Annotated in this window: 12 protein-coding genes and 1 pseudogene; 6 read left to right on the top strand and 7 right to left on the bottom strand. The window is 40.6% G+C overall.

The features are described from left to right. Positions 1 to 144: 144 nt before the first annotated feature. On the bottom strand, positions 145 to 1,485 hold the full coding sequence (locus V7K38_RS09870) for an ATP-binding protein (RefSeq protein ID WP_334857389.1): 1,341 nt from the start codon (positions 1,483 to 1,485) through the stop codon (positions 145 to 147). Between the two features lie 98 nt (positions 1,486 to 1,583). Here V7K38_RS09870 and V7K38_RS09865 point away from each other — a divergent pair, with 98 nt between their 5' ends. Then, the gene (locus V7K38_RS09865; protein WP_334857388.1) at positions 1,584 to 1,904 is read left to right on the top strand and encodes a TMEM14 family protein; all 321 of its coding nucleotides are present in this window, start codon (positions 1,584 to 1,586) and stop codon (positions 1,902 to 1,904) included. Positions 1,905 to 2,181: 277 nt separating this feature from the next. Here the strand turns inward: V7K38_RS09865 and V7K38_RS09860 are convergent, their stop codons facing one another. Then, the gene (locus tag V7K38_RS09860; RefSeq protein ID WP_334857387.1) at positions 2,182 to 3,042 is read right to left on the bottom strand and encodes a fructosamine kinase family protein; all 861 of its coding nucleotides are present in this window, start codon (positions 3,040 to 3,042) and stop codon (positions 2,182 to 2,184) included. 212 nt (positions 3,043 to 3,254) lie between these two features. Next, entirely contained in the window at positions 3,255 to 4,532 is a 1,278-nt protein-coding gene (locus V7K38_RS09855) for a M16 family metallopeptidase (protein WP_334857386.1), read from the bottom strand. 565 nt (positions 4,533 to 5,097) lie between these two features. On the opposite strand from V7K38_RS09855, the gene V7K38_RS09850 reads away from it, so the two are divergent. The 3 genes from V7K38_RS09850 to V7K38_RS09840 all read left to right on the top strand — a co-directional run bounded on the left by V7K38_RS09850 (position 5,098) and on the right by V7K38_RS09840 (position 10,508). Further along, positions 5,098 to 5,376, top strand: coding sequence for a GlsB/YeaQ/YmgE family stress response membrane protein (locus V7K38_RS09850; protein ID WP_334857385.1), 279 nt, complete (start codon positions 5,098 to 5,100; stop codon positions 5,374 to 5,376). A gap of 58 nt (positions 5,377 to 5,434) precedes the next feature. Further along, positions 5,435 to 6,340 (top strand): hypothetical protein, encoded by a 906-nt coding sequence (locus tag V7K38_RS09845; protein WP_334857384.1) that lies wholly within the window; start codon positions 5,435 to 5,437, stop codon positions 6,338 to 6,340. A 532-nt stretch (positions 6,341 to 6,872) separates the two neighbouring features. Then, entirely contained in the window at positions 6,873 to 10,508 is a 3,636-nt protein-coding gene (locus V7K38_RS09840) for a response regulator (RefSeq protein ID WP_334857383.1), read from the top strand. On the opposite strand, the gene V7K38_RS09835 is transcribed toward V7K38_RS09840, so the two are convergent. From V7K38_RS09835 to V7K38_RS09825, 3 genes are all read right to left on the bottom strand, one after another. Continuing rightward, a complete protein-coding gene (locus V7K38_RS09835) occupies positions 10,482 to 10,817 on the bottom strand; it encodes a hypothetical protein (protein WP_334857382.1) in 336 nt (111 codons plus the stop codon). The genes V7K38_RS09840 and V7K38_RS09835 overlap by 27 nt on opposite strands. Positions 10,818 to 11,015: 198 nt before the next feature. Then, positions 11,016 to 11,711, bottom strand: a complete 696-nt coding sequence (locus V7K38_RS09830) for a Uma2 family endonuclease (protein WP_334857380.1) — start codon at positions 11,709 to 11,711, stop codon at positions 11,016 to 11,018. Between the two features lie 250 nt (positions 11,712 to 11,961). Then, entirely contained in the window at positions 11,962 to 12,978 is a 1,017-nt protein-coding gene (locus V7K38_RS09825; RefSeq protein ID WP_334857378.1) for a ribose-phosphate pyrophosphokinase, read from the bottom strand. Positions 12,979 to 13,677: 699 nt separating this feature from the next. Between V7K38_RS09825 and V7K38_RS09820 the strand changes: the two genes are divergently transcribed. Next, entirely contained in the window at positions 13,678 to 15,627 is a 1,950-nt protein-coding gene (locus tag V7K38_RS09820) for an amino acid transporter (protein WP_334857376.1), read from the top strand. 52 nt (positions 15,628 to 15,679) lie between these two features. Here the strand turns inward: V7K38_RS09820 and V7K38_RS09815 are convergent. Then, positions 15,680 to 15,872: pseudogene (locus V7K38_RS09815) on the bottom strand (ISKra4 family transposase); the annotation flags it as partial. Positions 15,873 to 16,471: 599 nt separating this feature from the next. Here V7K38_RS09815 and V7K38_RS09810 point away from each other — a divergent pair. Further along, positions 16,472 to 16,822, top strand: a complete 351-nt coding sequence (locus V7K38_RS09810; RefSeq protein ID WP_334857374.1) for a histidine triad nucleotide-binding protein — start codon at positions 16,472 to 16,474, stop codon at positions 16,820 to 16,822. The last annotated feature ends 260 nt before the right edge of the window (positions 16,823 to 17,082 follow it).

The raw sequence follows: 17,082 nt of genomic DNA, 5'->3' as shown, positions 1-17,082 counted from the left end.
TGGTTTTTAGGGTAGTGAAATTATCATGGTAATTCGTAATTCGTAATTAGAATAGACATAGTGCTTTTGAAATATATAGTTTTAGTTACTGGTGCATAATATTGGATGTGACTAATAAAAAAGTGCAATCATAATTAAATAATTTTAATCAGAAGTCTTGGATGTATTATGTTCTGAATTAAAAAGTCTTAAATCTGCTTTTAAGAAGTCAATAAACTGCCGTGCTGTGCGTCCAGAACGACCGTTGTGGCGAGTTGCCCATTGTAATGCTTGAAATTCCAAATCTTGTTGGGTAATATTAATTTCAGCTTGTGCCGCTAGATGTTGTACAATCTTCAAATAAGTTTTCTGATCGGCTGGTTCAAAAGTCAAGGTTAAACCAAAGCGATCGCTAAACGAAAGCTTCTCCTGCATCGTATCCCAAGCATGGATTTCCTCATTATCCTTGGGGGTAGGTCTATCCACAAAAAACTCCCGAATCAGGTGGCGGCGATTGGAAGTAGCATACACAACTACATTTTGCGGACGGGCGGTTAAATTACCTTCTAAAACTACCTTGAGGGCTTTAAAGGCATCATCATCTTCTTCAAAGGAAAGATCGTCTACAAAGATGATAAATTTTTGTGACACTCCTCGTAAATGTTCCACGATTTCTGGTAAGTCTTTTAAATCAGATTTTGTCACTTCCAACAAGCGGAGATTGCGATTACTATATTCATTTAACAAAGATTTCACTAAGGAAGATTTGCCAGAACCGCGACTACCGTAAAGTAATACATGGAGTGCCATCTCTCCTGATAATAAAAACTCTGTATTTTTCAATAAAGCATCTTTTTGAGACTCATAACCTACAAGCGCACTCAGCTTAACCTGATCGGAATACCGAATACCGATAAACTGCCCAGCTTGCCACCGTAAAGCGCGATATTCTGCAAATAAACCAGAGCCACATTGCCGATAATAAGCCGCCAACTCTTCGACAGCATCACCCCAATTATCTAATTCTTGTAAATATGTAGCGAACTTTGGATCTACTCCTACGAATTCTTGCTCTTTATACCACACTACTGGCGAAATCGGCGTATGAGCTACGCCTTGTGTCCACTCGCTTAAAGAAGCGCTACTACATTCATAGAGGCTTTGCAATATTTGTAAATCGTGCTGTACTGCTGCGACTAAAGCTGGAGGTAAATCTTTAAATTCTCGCAGTTGGGCTAGCTTTGTAAAAGGATTCTTAGAGAAGAGAAGTTGAGTAATTAAATAGTCTTCCCAGTTTTGATTTTTAGCAGCCAAAGCGTGGAAGTAACGGCCGTAGGCTTCGAGACAACCCCGGGCATCAGAGTCAGTGTAGCGTATAGCTTGCAACAGTTCCAAAAATGCCATCCCCACTTCGCCTTGGAGAACAGACTGGTACAGTAAAAGTGAGGCCGCTTGACGCTGGAGGTATTGAACTTTTGTATATGAGGAAGTATTTGCTATTTGCATCGCTTAATTATCCATCAATCAACTGTGTAGTATAGCTATTGAGCTATGGTAAATTGTCTGCTGACCTTGGCAGTAAAGTCAAAATCTACAGATGAACAATGAATTTAAGTATAATTGCTGCTTTCGCCTACGGCATACTAGCGATCGCTGGTGGCATTATTGGCTATATTCAAGCTAGAAGTAAGATTTCACTCTTAAGTGGTAGTATTAGCGGTTTATTACTAATACTCGCCGCTTACTTTCAACTTCAAGGGCAAACCTGGGGTTCGATTTTAGCAGTGTTAGTTACTGGTATTTTAGTGGTAGTCTTTGCAGTTCGACTGGCTAAAACACGCAAGTTTATGCCGGCGGGATTAATGACGATTTTAGGGATGGTGGCTTTGGCGGTGATGGTGAGTCAAATTGCGGCTTTAAGGTAGCATCAGTCTTATAAGTAACAACCACCCTCCTGTTTGTTGTCACGCTTAGAATTTACGACGCGCAGCCATCGCATTAACATAACAAGCTATCGCATTAACATAACAAGCCCACGCATTAACATAACAAGCCATCGCATTAACATAACAAGCCGACGCATTAACATAACAAGCCATCGCATTAACATAACAAGCCATCGCATTAACATAACAAGCCGACGCATTGCTATTGCAGGATATTGCCAAATCTAATTTGCTACAAATTAATGAAATGCTGTAGTTAGCGCAAAATCTGCTCAATCATCCGGTTCGCTTGGGAAGCATAACCGCCGCCAAATAAATTGAAGTGATTCAAAACGTGATACAGGTTATAGAGTGTTTTTCTCTGCTCATAGCCTGCATCTAAAGGAAAAACTTCGTTATAACCTTTGTAAAAAGCTGCGGGGAACCCACCAAACAATTCTGTCATGGCAATATCAACTTCGCGATCGCCAAAATAAGTTGCTGGATCAAAAATCACGGGTTCTCCTGACGCTGTACACCCAGCATTTCCGCCCCATAAATCGCCATGTACTAAAGAAGGTTCCACCTGATGCACCAATAGTTCAGGGATAGCTGCTAATAATTTTTCTTGTTGGGGAAAACTCCCTCCGCGTCGCCTTGCCAACTGAAATTGATAATCCAGACGATATTTAATATAAAATTCTGTCCAGTCTGCTGTCCAAGTATTGATTTGGGGCGTTGAACCAATGGTATTGTTAATTTTCCAACCAAAACCTTGGCTACTGCTAGCTTGATGCATCGCCGCCAACTTGCGCCCCATCTCTTCCCACAAATTGCTGTCACCGTTACCAAGTTCTAACCATTCCAGCACAATATAGCTAGAATTCTCTGTGACACCCCAGCAAATAGGTTTGGGGACGCGAATACTAGCTGTTGCTAGCATTTCCTTTAAACCCAATGCCTCAGCCTCAAACATCGCAACTTGAGAGGCTTGGTTCAGCTTGACAAAGTAAGCGATCGCACCATTGGAAACAGCATAACCTTGGTTGATACACCCACCACCAACCGATCGCCGTTGCTGACTCTGGAATTTTTCGCCAGTTACCTGGCTGATATGAGCATCGATTTGAGTCCACATTGTTAAAAAAGTTAGGAGTTAAAAGTTAGGAGTTAGGAGTTAAATAAAAGTTATACCGATTCTCCGTGAGCTTGCACTTAATTATTACTCCTTCTCTCTTGGCGTACTTGGCGTACTTGGCGGTTCGTTTCATAATTAAGTGCATCTTCATAGCGAATTAGTATTAGGAGACACAATCATGGCTTTTTACTCCTAACTCCTAACTTTATAATTTACGGCTTAACGACAACTACACCATAAGCATCTGGAGAAAGATACTCTTTCGCTGCTTGCATTAAGTCAGTTGCACTTTGACTTTGAATATAGTCTGGGTAATTCAAGGCGGGTTCTAAATCTCCCACCAAGGAATGATAATAACCATATAATCCAGTGCGATCGCTTGGTGTTTCATTGCCAAAAATAAATTTGTTCGCTACTCGCTGCCGCACACGGGCAATTTCTGACTCTGTGACTAACTCGGTTTGGATTGTGCGAATATGTTGAGCGATCGCATCCTCTACTTCTGCTAAATTTTCCACTGCACATTTAGCTGAAATATAAAATGTTCCTTGCAGCTGATTGCTCATATTGCTCACAGAAATTGAAGTAACTAATCCCCGTTCTTCTCGTAAATCCCTCACCAGTCTTGATGTCCGTCCATGTCCCAAAACTCCTGCTAAAACATCCAGTCCATAGGTGCGATCTAACTGCACCATTCCTGGAACCCGCCAAACCATCACTAGTCTTGCTTGCTGGAGACTTTCATCTATAAATTCTCGGCGGACAATTTCTGTAAATGGTGATTCCGTGGGGAGTGGGGAGTGGGGAGTGGGGAGTGGGGAGTGGTAAGTGCTGAGTTTTGTAAATCCTTCCGCAACGATCGCAATTAATTCTTCCACAGGCAGATTGCCCACAGCAACAGCAGTAATTGACTGGGGTTGATACCAACTAGTATGAAAATCCCGCATTTGCTTGGGTTTAAGTTGGGAAATCACCGATTCTGGCCCCAATACCGCACGGCGATAAGGTAGCTGACTATAGGCTGTTTCCATTGCCCGTCTAAATGTCCGCCGTTGGGGATTATCCTCTGAACGCCTAATTTCTTCTAAAACTACTAATCGCTCACGTTCAAAAGCATCATCAGGAATACTAGCATTTGTTACTACATCGATTTGTAGTGGAGCAAGTTCGGCAAAATCTTTGGGGGCAGAGGTTATATAGTAATGAGTATAATCTTGGCTAGTTGCGGCATTGGTGACAGCACCCCGTTCTTCAATTCGCCGTTCAAACTCACCGCTAGCTAGTCGTTCTGTTCCCTTAAAAATCATGTGTTCTAAAAAGTGAGCCATACCGTTAATGGCATCAGATTCTACGGCTGAACCAACTTTAATCCATAAATTGAGGTTTACAGCATCAACTGGCATTTGCTCCGCGATGATTGTCAAACCATTGGGTAACTGATGCAGGGTTGGGCTATTAAGACGAGTGAATTTTTGCAGGGTTGAAGTCATTGCTACTTGTGTGAGGAGCTATATTACCGGAATTAATGGGTCTAGAGCTACGCACTTCTAGGACGGGTTCTATTCCATTAGCGATCGAAGAAACTTCTTTATGATATCTGTTTTGGTTCGTTTTGCTTTTTTTGCATATCGCTCAAAAGCTCTCATCTCTTCTTGGTAAACTCTAATGTGCAACTGTTTTTTATCAATCTATTTGATTAAGAACATTTATCGAGACAAACAACAAAACCACATCTATCTACAGAAGTAATTTATTCATATATAGTATAAGATACAAGTGTGATACCTACGGCTGACTACGCCTATGCCATTGATTACGATGTGCGTATTAGTCTATATAGTTAGTTAAATGAAAAAAGTAAGATTGGTATAGCAAAGATATTAGTGTAACTCATTTATCTATTCATCCTTAAATACAACCAAGTTTGCAAATATTCAAATAATATCTAAAGATTTTTGATATTAGTTCTCTAGATAGATCGGTAATTTTGTAGCTAAACTTTAAGATGAAATAGTCAAAAGCAAACAGAGCGGATTCTCACAAAGGAGAAATTCAATGACTAACATTATTGCTTGGCTGGTTTTGGGTTTAATTGCAGGCGCGTTAGCTAAGTTATTTTATCCAGGAACCCAAGGTGGCGGTATTCTCTCCACCATTATCTTAGGAATACTTGGAGCCGTAGTCGGTGGTTATTTGGGTCAAGTTTTACTAGGAAGTGGTTCAGCCGCCGCCGCATCCGCCGGAGCTTTTTCTCTTGGAAGCATTTTGTTTGCTGTTTTGGGTGCTATGCTACTGATTTTCCTTTGGGGTTTACTGACTCGTCGAGCAGTATAATTACTTTAAATTAGCTGACAGTTTGGGGAATCACTTCTAGCTGCAATAAACCGATAAAATGACATTAGAAAAAAAGCTAATAACCATAGAGGTTTTCGCTAGATGTTCCGATGCACAGTTGGCACTCCAGGAATTAAAAGCTTCTAATTTCCCAATGCATAAGGTTTCTGTAGTTGCCCGTAATGTAAAAGAACAAAGTGATATTGCTGGTGTTGAAGTTAAAGAGCGCACTAGCAATATATCTGCAAAAAATGTAGCCGTAGCCTCTAATGGTAAAGCTTTAGGTGATTTTAGTGGCTTATTAGTCGGTCTAGTTATCTGGGTAATTCCTGATATAGGTAAAGTCACACTAGCGGGAGTAGAAGAAGCAGCGATCGCTGCTACTTTAACAGGTGGTTTAGGAGGTTTCTTCCTAAGTTTAGGATTTTCTAAAGAGCAAGCACAGAATTACAGCAATCTTGTCTGTAAAGGTTACTATTTGCTGATATTAACCGATATACAAATTCAGCTTGCTCAGAAGATTTTTAATCGCCGCGATCTTCAACAAGGGAGTATTCATGTGCCATACTTAACCCCAAGTAGTCGCTATAAACATGCTGTTAGTCTTTTTCATACGCGCAAAGATGTAGAAAAAGCGCTTATGGAACTGAGAACTGCTGGCTTTCCTATGGGTCAAGTATCTATAATAGCTAAAAATGCAAACAGCATAAGTAATATTTTTGAGTTGAATATCAGGAGTTGCCAAGACAATTACACTACTTTAGGGATTCCCGATGAGGCAGGCAGATATTATGAGCATCAGGTATCCGTAGGTCATTATCTAATAGTCATCAAAGGCACTGATATCTACATAGCAGGTGCAAGAGCTATCTTAGAGAATAACAATATCGAGTATTTTAGTATATATAGTCAATCTGAACTTGACACTGCTAGAAGCGATCGCCAAATAACTACAAACTTCTAGTGAAATGTCAGTTAAACTCAAGAGGTTTAAGACATTACTTAATTATGAATATTTCTGAAATTTTATAGAAAAAGCATGTTGACAGGTGTATCAATTACACATTGGTACAATTAATACTATCTTTGAAAACACTAATTTTCTATTGTGATGCCTCATTTTAACGTTAATCTTTAATATGTATGTATCACAAAAATATTAATTGGTAGTAAAATTATTTAAATTATGCGCAAAAAAATACATGCCGTGTGTAGTTTACAAATTGCCTTAAGAATAAAATCAGGGGTTTGGTTATTGTTTGCGTAAGTTCTATTAATATCCTCAAGGTTCTTTGATAAAATTATCAAAATGTTAGATATAAAAAAATATTTATAAATTTATTTAAAATAACGTGACATTTGTAAAAATATTTCAAGTAATAATCTTGAAAATGACAATAATTAGGTATATTCCAACAAAACTAAATATTTTACATTTTTTTTGGATAGTTAAAACAAAATTAGAACAGAAATAATTTGAATACCTACCTGCAATAATGTTGAACCGTTTGAAGATTGGAACCAAAATTGGAGTAAGTTTTGCCCTGAGTTTGGCAACTCTGACCACCATTGGTCTAATCTCCTACCAAAGCACCAATGATCTAATTGAAACTTCACGCAAAGAAACCCATACTTATCAGGTGCTAAGTCAGCTTGAAGACCTCAACTTGCAACTGACAAATGCTGAAACTGGGCAACGCGGTTACATTATTACTGGAGAAGATCGCTATTTAGAACCTTATAATGCTGCCATTGGAGTACTCAATCAAAAAGTTAATGAACTTCAAAGGTTAACATCAGATAATCCCAACCAACAAAATCGGCTTGATATTTTGCAGCCACTACTAACCGAGAGAATGGCTGTAATGAAAGATGTCATTGAGCTACGGCAAAGCCAAGGTTTGGAACCTGCTCAGAAAGCTATCCTCACAGATCGGGGTAAGCAGTTGATGGATCAGATTCAGAAAGTGATCCAGATGATGAAAACTGAGGAGAATACACTGCTGAAACAGCGCTCTGAGAGAGCAAAAGCGGCTGCCCAGCAAACGATCGCTAGCATTGTCTATAGTATTCCTTTATTTTCTTTAGTCTTAGCTTTGATTGGATTCGCCCTGACGAGAGATATCTCAGTCCCTCTGAAGCAAGTTTCTGGTTTGGCAGAAAAAATGGCGGATGGAGATTTATCGGTTACTTTACCAGATAGCGATCGCCTAGATGAAATTGGCGTGTTGACGCGCACCTTCAATCAGATGATCGTTAATCTGCGAAACACAACTCAAAGAAATGATGAGCAAAACTGGCTAAAATCTAACTTAGCTGAATTTACCCAAATGCTCCAAGGGCAGCGTAATTTGGAAAATGCGACTAGCTTAATATTGTCTAATTTAGCACCATTGGTTGGAGCATCGCAGGGCGTTTTTTATGCTATGACCTCTATAGACAACCAGCCGGTGCTGAAATTGTTGAGTAGTTATGCTTACAAAAAGCGAAAAAACTTAGCAAACCAGTTTCGCTTAGGCGAGGGATTAGTAGGACAATGCGCTCTAGAAAAACAAAGAATCCTTCTCACAGAAGTTCCTAGTGACTATATCCGCATCAATTCCGGTTTGGGAGAAGCACCACCATTAAATATTATTGTCTTGCCTGTACTATTTGAAACAGAGGTAAGTGCCATCATTGAACTTGCCTCTTTTGGCCCTTTCAGCAATCTGCATCTGACATTTTTAGAGCAATTGAGTGAAAATCTGGGTGTATTTTTAAATAACATTGCTTCACAATTACAAACCCAGCAACTACTTGAAGAGTCTATTGCTTTAACAGAAGAACTACAAACTCAGCAAGAAGAACTACAGCAGAGCAATCAACGCCTAGAAGAACAGGCACACGAATTAGAAGAATCACAATTTCTTGTCAAGCAGTCTAACGAAGAATTGCAACAACTAAATGAAGAATTAGAAGAAAAAGCAGAATTGTTAGAAGTTCAAAATCAAGAAGTTGCTCGCAAGAACCAGGAAGTTGAGCGGGCAAGGCAGTCTTTTGAAGAAAAAGCTGAACAACTGGCTTTATCTTCAAAATATAAGTCGGAATTTCTTGCGAATATGTCCCATGAATTACGGACACCGCTAAATAGCTTGTTAATTTTAGCAAGACTGTTAGCAGATAATTCTCTTAACAACTTGACCGACAAACAAGTAGAGTACAGCCGGACTATTTACTCGGCTGGGACTGATTTGCTGGAATTGATCAATGACATTTTAGATTTGGCAAAAATTGAGTCGGGTACTATGTCGCTCAATATTGAGCAAATTGCTTTTGCAGATTTGGAAATCTCTTTAGAGCAGACTTTCCGGCAAGTAGCCCATAATAAAGAACTCAGTTTTACTATTGAACTGGATGATAAGTTACCTCCAACAATTTATAACGATTCCAAACGTCTGCAACAAGTACTGAAAAATCTCCTAGCTAACGCTTTTAAGTTTACTGAACAGGGAAGTGTGAAGTTAGAAATTAGGATGTCTTCCGATGCATCCCAAGTTGATAGTTCGATGATTGCTTTTGCAGTTAGTGACACAGGTATAGGCATTCCACCTGAAAAACAGAAGATTATTTTCGAGGCATTTCAGCAGGCAGATGGCACAACTAGCCGCAAGTACGGCGGGACTGGCTTAGGTTTGTCCATCAGCCGCGAATTGGCTCAACTTTTAGGAGGGAGAATTGAACTAGTCAGCGAACCAGGGCAAGGAAGCATCTTTACTCTTTACTTGCCCAGGCGACAGGAAAAAAATAGTAAAAATACTTTTACACCCCCTAAGCCAATCACTATCCGTAAAGCATTAACTATAAAAGAAGTACCTCTGGTGGAAAAGGAATCTGTAATTTTAGATACGGATTCAGGCACGAAAGTACTTGCTAACTTGGCATACGAAATTCCAGATGATCGAGAAATAATTCAACCGGGCGATCGCATTTTGCTAATTATCGAAGATGACGATAAATTTGCCCGCATCTTATTAGATATGGCTCGTCAGCATGGCTTTAAGACCATTGTTGCTTTACACAGCAAACAAGGTCTAGCACTCGCGCAACAGTTTAAGCCCGATGCAATTATGCTCGATATCCACATGCCAGAAATGGATGGTTGGACGGTGCTGGATCGTCTGAAGCATAAACCTGATACCAGACATATACCAGTACATATACTTTCTGTGGATGAAAGACAGCAACGGGGATTACAACTAGGAGCGATTACTTACCTACAAAAACCTGTTTCTCCAGAGGCGCTAACTCAGGTATTGACTGATATTAAAGGCTTTATTGAGCGTCAAGTCAGAAATCTCCTCATCGTAGAAGACGATCCCGTACAAGCTCAAAGTATTATCGAACTGATTGGTAATGGTGATGTCCACAGTACAGCAGTGGGTACGGGAGCAGAAGCTCTCTCGATTTTGCGATCGCACCACTTTGATTGTATGGTACTGGATCTTGGTCTGCCCGATATGAGCGGGTTTGCCCTAATTGAGCAAATCAAGCAAGAACCCAGGTTGTTGAAACTGCCGATCATCGTTTACACCGGCAAAGAACTCAGCCGCCAAGAAGAAACCCAACTGCGGGGACTAGCAGAGACAATTATTATTAAAAATGTGCGATCGCCAGAGCGGTTGTTAGACGAAACTGCTCTATTTTTGCATCGGGTGCAAGCCAATTTGCCCACACCAAAACGGCAAATGCTAGAGCAACTACACCAAAATGATCCGGTGCTGGCTAATCGGAAAATTTTGATTGTAGACGATGATCTGCGGAATATTTTTGCCCTCACCAGCTTTTTAGAAAGCTATCAAATGCAAGTGCTGTTTGCCGAAAATGGCAGAGATGGTATAGAGATATTGCAAACTAATCCTGACATTAATACAGTCTTGATGGATATCATGATGCCAGAAATGGATGGTTATGAAACCACCCGCGCCATCCGCCAGCAACAACAATTCCGTTCCCTACCAATCATTGCTTTAACTGCCAAAGCCATGCCAGGCGATCGCGAAAAGTGCATCGAAGCTGGAGCCTCTGACTACATCACCAAACCTGTAGATACTGAGCAACTGCTTTCACTACTCCGAGTTTGGCTGTATCGTTAAGGAGTGATGTTTTTTATTAGCCTTATCCAAGAGGGCTTTTTCATACTGATCACATTCTAAAGAATCCTCAAAAACAGGAACTCCCTTTTTTTCAAGATACTTTATGTATATTCCATTAAGTTGATCATCTTCAACTAAAAACATCACAAGACAATTGTTATATGATAAATAATATATTATCCCAATGTTCAATTTAGGTGTACCAGAAATATAATAATTTTCTATTAAAGCGAACTGTGTAAGTTCATCATGAATAAGCTCATCAGTGATCCCAGGTCTAGTTTTAATTTTAACTTTTTTAGCTTTCATATTTTTAACTTCCTATGAGGACGAGGAAAGCCAATATCTTCAGTACATATAGGAATCTGATTTGATTTATGAAAAAAGTTAAATATTTGTACGGTGTGTTAGACGGAACGTCGTAACGCACCAGAAGCTTTGGATGGTGCGTTACGCTACGCTAACGCACCCTACGTGTATTTCAAAAATCAAATATGAGTCCTATCTCTATTCCTTATTTCCCATATTCTCATTCAACTTTTGCACAAATTCTTGATGTTCAGTGGCAGCTAAACCTACTTGTAACACAGATAACACCGTTGCCATTTCTCCTGACAGTAACGCAGGTACTGGCAACCACAACCCTGGAAATACCTGACTGCGAATAATTACTTGCTCATCGGTTGGTAGCGAAACATACTCGTCTGTTTGCAGCCTAAACCAATCCAACTGATTATCTAATGTTCGCCAGACAATATACTCCTGTACTCCATTCCGTCGATACGTGCGTTTTTTATCATGTAAATCTATGGCTGCACTGCTTGCCGCCACTTCTATCACCAGTTCGGGTGCGCCTTGGATATAATCATCCTCACTAATCAACGCCTGTCTGCCCGGAATGAATAGTACCGCGTCAGGCTGTGGTTCATTATCTGAATCTAAACGCACTGTGGGTTCAATTCCCAGAACAATGCCTAGGGTTGCCGTTTTATAGTTCCACAACCACCCGATCAAATCTCCATGTGGTTCCCCATGACTTTTAATTCTCAGTGGCGATGCCATGATATATACAACTCCTTCAACCAGTTCAGCTTTTCTTAAATGCGGCATTGCCTGATAGCGACGCTCAAATTCGCAGCGAGATAAGCGATCGCCATTTTCCAGAGGTAAAACTGAAATCACTTTTTTAGGAGTTGTAACCATCCCTTTGTCCTCTTTATGCAAATTGTCCAAACTGAATCAAAGTATTCTAATTTGGCAGTGCTGCATCCATTTTACTACTGCACGTCAATAACCCCAGCCTAAAAGGGATGGGGCTGTAGGGTATCTCGCAGAAGAACAGTTGAAATTATTAATCTTGAAGAATAAACTTAGTTATATAACTAAAAACCCACTCTGTAACCGATTAAAGGGTACAGCGTGGGTAATTGATGCCTGTAAAGTGAATGGCAATTTAGCGAAACATACTACTAACAGAAGTATCTTCATGAATCCGCCAAATAGTCTCTCCTAAAAGATTAGCCACTGACAGCACCACTAGTTGGGAAAAACGATTGGCCTCTGGTATGGGGATCGTATTGGTGACAATAACTTCCTCAAACAAACCACTGGATAATCGCTCCATTGCTGGTGGAGAGAATACCGCATGAGTTGCACAGGCATATACCTGACGCGCTCCCTCTTCACGCAGTAATCGCGCCCCTTCTGCGATCGTGCCACCAGTGTCAATCATGTCATCCACCAACACTGCTGTTTTGCCTTTAACATCACCGATGATATTTAATACTTCTGCAACATTATGTGCCTGACGACGTTTGTCAATAATCGCCAGTGGCGCATCACCCAGTTTTTTTGCAAATGCTCTGGCTCTTGCTACACCACCAACATCGGGAGAAACAACTACTAGGTCGGGCAGTTGTTTGCTAGCTAGATAATCGAGCAATACTGGTGAACCGTAAACATGATCAAAGGGGATATCGAAATAACCTTGAATTTGCGCCGAGTGCAAATCCATTGCTAAAACGCGGTTGGCTCCGGCTTCGACGATCAAGTTAGCAACAAGCTTGGCAGTGATTGATTCTCGTCCTGCCGTTTTGCGATCGGCACGAGCATAGCCATAGTAGGGAATTACTGCCGTCACCTGTCGCGCAGAAGCTCGACGACAAGCGTCAACCATAATCAATAATTCCATCAAATGATCGTTTACGGGTTGACAACATGGCTGGATTAAATAGACATCACAACCCCGAATCGATTCTTGGATTTGAACGTAAAGTTCTCCATCCGCAAATCTTTTGCGAATCATTGGCCCCAAGTCCATGCCCAGATAACGAGCAACTTCTTGAGACAGTTGGATATTGGCAGAGCCAGAAAACAGCCGCAGGCGATGATTCTCGGTCAGTCCTGTTGCGGATGGTTGCACTTTGAAAGTTGCAGAACTGAGCACAGCAGATCCTCTATGTGCGTTCATAGTAATATTATCATTAGAGATTTAATAGATTTAACCGAGAAATTGCCTAAAAAACATTTGTGAGTTTTATTGAAGCTTCCATACAAAATTAAAACATGTTCCCAGAAAATTATCATTTGTTAACTGTCTAATTTTTTTGCCGAGCAAACTATTGATACCTAAACGGGTATCAAGTCCGTCCACTAGGTCTATAGTTCAAGTTTTTTGGTTTGAGGTAAATAACCCCAATCTCTCAAAGATTGGTATGATATATTACTTATTCTAAGTACCTCATTTATAAGTTACAGTAAAGCATTTACAATTACAATTTAAGTGAGATTGAAGTTTGCTCTTAGATAGATAAACATTTGCGACTAAGTGTCCAACACGTATCTAATTATATTCTATGATCCTAGCGGTAAATAAATAAACTGGCAGACTTAATTTTTAGCTTGGAGCCAAAAGCCCACTCCCGATCCTTACTCTGAAAGTCTTAAATCCTTTCCCATTGGTCTTATCGGAGCAGATAAAGCCGATTCATGTTTTTTCTGTATTTGACTTTTCGTCGATCTTACTGATTTAGTCTCACTAAATATTTTGTAAATCGGACAGGATGCTTAATCTACAATAATATTGCTATATCTTTGTAGTTAACAATTTTAATAAACCACAAAGGCTTAGAAAAATTACAAAGCCAAGTTTTACAACACACTGTATTTGATGGCTAAATCAATTATTTCAACAAAACGCCTCAGCAGCCAGTTTATCAGCTGGTTGCTTGAAGAAAACAGAGGTGATAAGGAAGGATCGTACCGCCGCAAGGAAGAAACACATCGTCAGCATTCTTGGTGGCGGGTCATGTGCTTGACTGGTGTAGATTATTTCTCAACCCTTGGCTATCAACCTGGTATTGCAGCACTGGCCGCTGGCGCTCTTTCTCCTATAGCTACCCTGATTCTAGTTTTGCTGACGCTCTTTGGAGCATTACCAATCTATCGACGTATTGCTGCCGAAAGCCCTCATGGTGAAGGGTCGATCGCAATGTTAGAGCGTTTGCTCCCTTGGTGGCAAGGCAAATTACTTGTGCTGTGCTTACTTGGCTTTGTGGCAACCGACTTTATTATTACTATTACCCTGTCGGCTGCTGATGCTACAGCCCATATCATCGAAAATCCCCTGATCCCAAATTGGTTTCACGGTCAGACGATCGCAATTACCTTACTATTGGTTGCATTACTAGGCGCTGTTTTCTTGAGAGGTTTCCGAGAAGCGATTGGGATTGCAGTAGTGTTGGTGGCAGTTTATCTGCTGTTAAATTTCGTTGTCGTTGGCGTTGGTGTGTCTCAGATTTTAACTCACCCAAGCGCGATCGCTAATTGGCAGACTGCACTTTTTGCCCGCCATTCTAATCCTTTGATCCTAATTGGTATAGCTCTTTTGATATTTCCCAAGCTAGCGCTAGGATTATCAGGCTTTGAGACTGGCGTAACCGTTATGCCCCTTGTCAAAGGTAGTAGCAATGACACTCCCCAATACTCGAGAGGGCGGATTCGGAATACACGCAAGCTGCTCACCACTGCTGCTTTGATTATGAGCTTCTTTTTGCTCACCACCAGCTTTATAACGACTCTATTGATTCCAGTTGCAGAATTTGCATCTGGGGGCAAAGCTAACGGACGGGCCCTTGCTTATTTAGCACATCTGTATTTAGGCAATGTCTTTGGCACAATTTACGATCTAAGTACTATTTCCATTTTGTGGTTTGCAGGTGCATCTGCAATGGCAGGGCTGCTAAATATTGTGCCTCGCTACCTACCACGCTATGGGATGGCTCCTAATTGGGCACGAGTTACTCGACCTTTAGTATTAGTCTACACAGCGATCGCTTTTGTTGTGACAATTATCTTCAAAGCAAATGTGGAAGCCCAAGGTGGAGCTTATGCAACTGGTGTGCTTGTATTGATCACCTCAGCAGCCTTTGCCGTAACCTTATCAGCCCACCGTCACAGAGAGAAGCGGGCAAGAGTGGTTTTTGCCATTATTACACTGTTATTTTTATATACCACTATTGTCAATATCATCGAAAGACCAGAGGGCATTAGAATTGCTGGGTTTTTCATCGGTGCGATCATTTTTACCTCACTGGTTTCTCGTGTTTGGCGTTCAACGGAACTGCGAACAGAGCAAATCGAATTTGACGAACTTGCTGGCCAATTCCTGGCCGAAGAGAGCCAGGGAGCAATCCGACTAATTGCAAATCGGTTGAATACGGGCGATGCCCTAGAGTATCTTTTAAAAGAGAAAGAGGTACGCGAAGACAACCATATTCCAGCCAACGATCCAATTCTTTTTCTAGAAATTCAGGTATCAGATGCTTCGGAGTTTGCCGATATTATCAAAGTAAAAGGGGTACAAGTTGGCGATTATCGCATTTTACGGGCTGAGAGTGCAGCAGTACCTAATGCGATCGCAGCTTTATTGCTTTACATTCGCGATCGTACAGGAAAAATCCCCCATGCCTACTTCGGCTGGGTTGAGGGCAACCCCATACAATACTTACTGCGTTTTATCTTATTTGGAGAGGGCGACATTGCTGTGGTAACTCGTGAAGTACTCCGTCGGGCTGAAAAGGATCCGCACAAACGTCCTGGTGTTCATGTTGGTGGTTAAGCATCATAAATAATTAAGCCGCCCCAGCAAAAACTTCATAGAAGAGGCGCTACCCTGCACTTGTGCCTGTAACCGTTTCGATAAAAAAACCCCTACTTTTGGCATGACGTGCTTCTGCATTTGACTTCGCACTGCTTCTTCAATTCCTGCAAGCTTGTGAGTCTTTTTGCTGAAGTGTCTTCGTCCAATATTTTAGCGATCGCTTGAATATGTTCTTGGAGGGCTTGCTTTTGTTCTGGTGTCATCGGTAAATACACTCGTCTTAATTATCCTGACTGATTTTCGCCCTCTTTGCAAAAAACTGGGATGCTCCCTAAACAAGTAAAAAATATAGTAATTACTGAACCGACTCCTAGCAGAGATGAAAGCGATCTAATCGCAAATTCACTATCTCCGAAAACTGAGCGCCAATAAAACAAGACCAAATAATAAAGTGGTTGATATTTATCACCAGCTTCTATAGTTATAATTTTTAAGAGATTTTCTTGAAAGCTTGCACGATCAGATAGTTCTAGGCTCCAGCCTTCATCAAACCAAAGACTTTGATTTTGCAACAAAAAGAAACGCAAAAAGATGCTAATTATAATAATAAAAAAAACAATAAAATGTTATTTGAACTGTTTCATAAAAAACTTAAAAGCAGTGGTACACAAAACATGGAACTTTCCAACCATTAAAAACCCACCTTATCTTGGGTAAAAGATTGTAATTATTGTCTCTATCTTGGGGTGGAATAAATTTAATTCAGGAAAAACTTTATCACATGAAGGAATATTTTTATGCGGATGATCTACTTACTACACGAAAGCTTTAAAATCTCTAGCAAATGAGTAGGTAGATTAGCATGAGTGAAACCATAGAAACAATTTTCAGCAAAATCATTCGTCGGGAAATTCCGGCTGATATTATTTATGAGGATGATTTGGTCTTAGCATTCAAAGACATCCACCCCCAAGCGCCCGTTCATATCCTCGTTATTCCCAAAAAACCCATTCCCACGCTAGCTGATGCTGAATCTCAAGATCATGCTTTGTTAGGGCATCTTTTGTTAACCGCCAAACGTGTTGCAGAAGAAGCTGGATTGAAAAACGGTTATCGAGTTGTCATCAACGCTGGTGATGATGGTGGTCAGACAGTCCACCACTTACATCTGCATATTTTAGGAGGACGGCAGTTGGACTGGCCCCCTGGTTAATAAAAGTCGATGAATTGTGTCTCTAGACGCAATTCATCATTAAAAAAAATCACTGTCATAATCAATACATATATAATATTTCTTTACAAATCTCAATTTTGCTTCTAATGTAATAGACATAGAGAAGCACATTTGCTTCTCAAAATCATAAATAACTAACCGCACTTATAAAACCATGACAGCAACCATCCAACGCCGCGAAAGCGCCAACGTATGGGATCGATTCTGTGAGTGGATCACCAGCACCAACAACCGGATTT

Source organism: Nostoc sp. (assembly GCF_036917465.1).
Lineage (GTDB): Bacteria > Cyanobacteriota > Cyanobacteriia > Cyanobacteriales > Nostocaceae > Nostoc.
Note: the sequence above shows the minus strand (reverse complement) of the source record. Positions and strands in the feature narration are given on the sequence as shown.

Bases quoted from the DNA above. Each gene is read 5' to 3' on its own strand.
- V7K38_RS09870 (WP_334857389.1), bottom strand. From the start codon at position 1,485: ATGCAAATAGCAAATACTTCCTCATATACAAAAGTTCAATACCTCCAG.
- V7K38_RS09865 (WP_334857388.1), top strand. From the start codon at position 1,584: ATGAATTTAAGTATAATTGCTGCTTTCGCCTACGGCATACTAGCGATC.
- V7K38_RS09860 (WP_334857387.1), bottom strand. From the start codon at position 3,042: ATGTGGACTCAAATCGATGCTCATATCAGCCAGGTAACTGGCGAAAAA.
- V7K38_RS09855 (WP_334857386.1), bottom strand. From the start codon at position 4,532: ATGACTTCAACCCTGCAAAAATTCACTCGTCTTAATAGCCCAACCCTG.
- V7K38_RS09850 (WP_334857385.1), top strand. From the start codon at position 5,098: ATGACTAACATTATTGCTTGGCTGGTTTTGGGTTTAATTGCAGGCGCG.
- V7K38_RS09845 (WP_334857384.1), top strand. From the start codon at position 5,435: ATGACATTAGAAAAAAAGCTAATAACCATAGAGGTTTTCGCTAGATGT.
- V7K38_RS09840 (WP_334857383.1), top strand. From the start codon at position 6,873: ATGTTGAACCGTTTGAAGATTGGAACCAAAATTGGAGTAAGTTTTGCC.
- V7K38_RS09835 (WP_334857382.1), bottom strand. From the start codon at position 10,817: ATGAAAGCTAAAAAAGTTAAAATTAAAACTAGACCTGGGATCACTGAT.
- V7K38_RS09830 (WP_334857380.1), bottom strand. From the start codon at position 11,711: ATGGTTACAACTCCTAAAAAAGTGATTTCAGTTTTACCTCTGGAAAAT.
- V7K38_RS09825 (WP_334857378.1), bottom strand. From the start codon at position 12,978: ATGAACGCACATAGAGGATCTGCTGTGCTCAGTTCTGCAACTTTCAAA.
- V7K38_RS09820 (WP_334857376.1), top strand. From the start codon at position 13,678: ATGGCTAAATCAATTATTTCAACAAAACGCCTCAGCAGCCAGTTTATC.
- V7K38_RS09810 (WP_334857374.1), top strand. From the start codon at position 16,472: ATGAGTGAAACCATAGAAACAATTTTCAGCAAAATCATTCGTCGGGAA.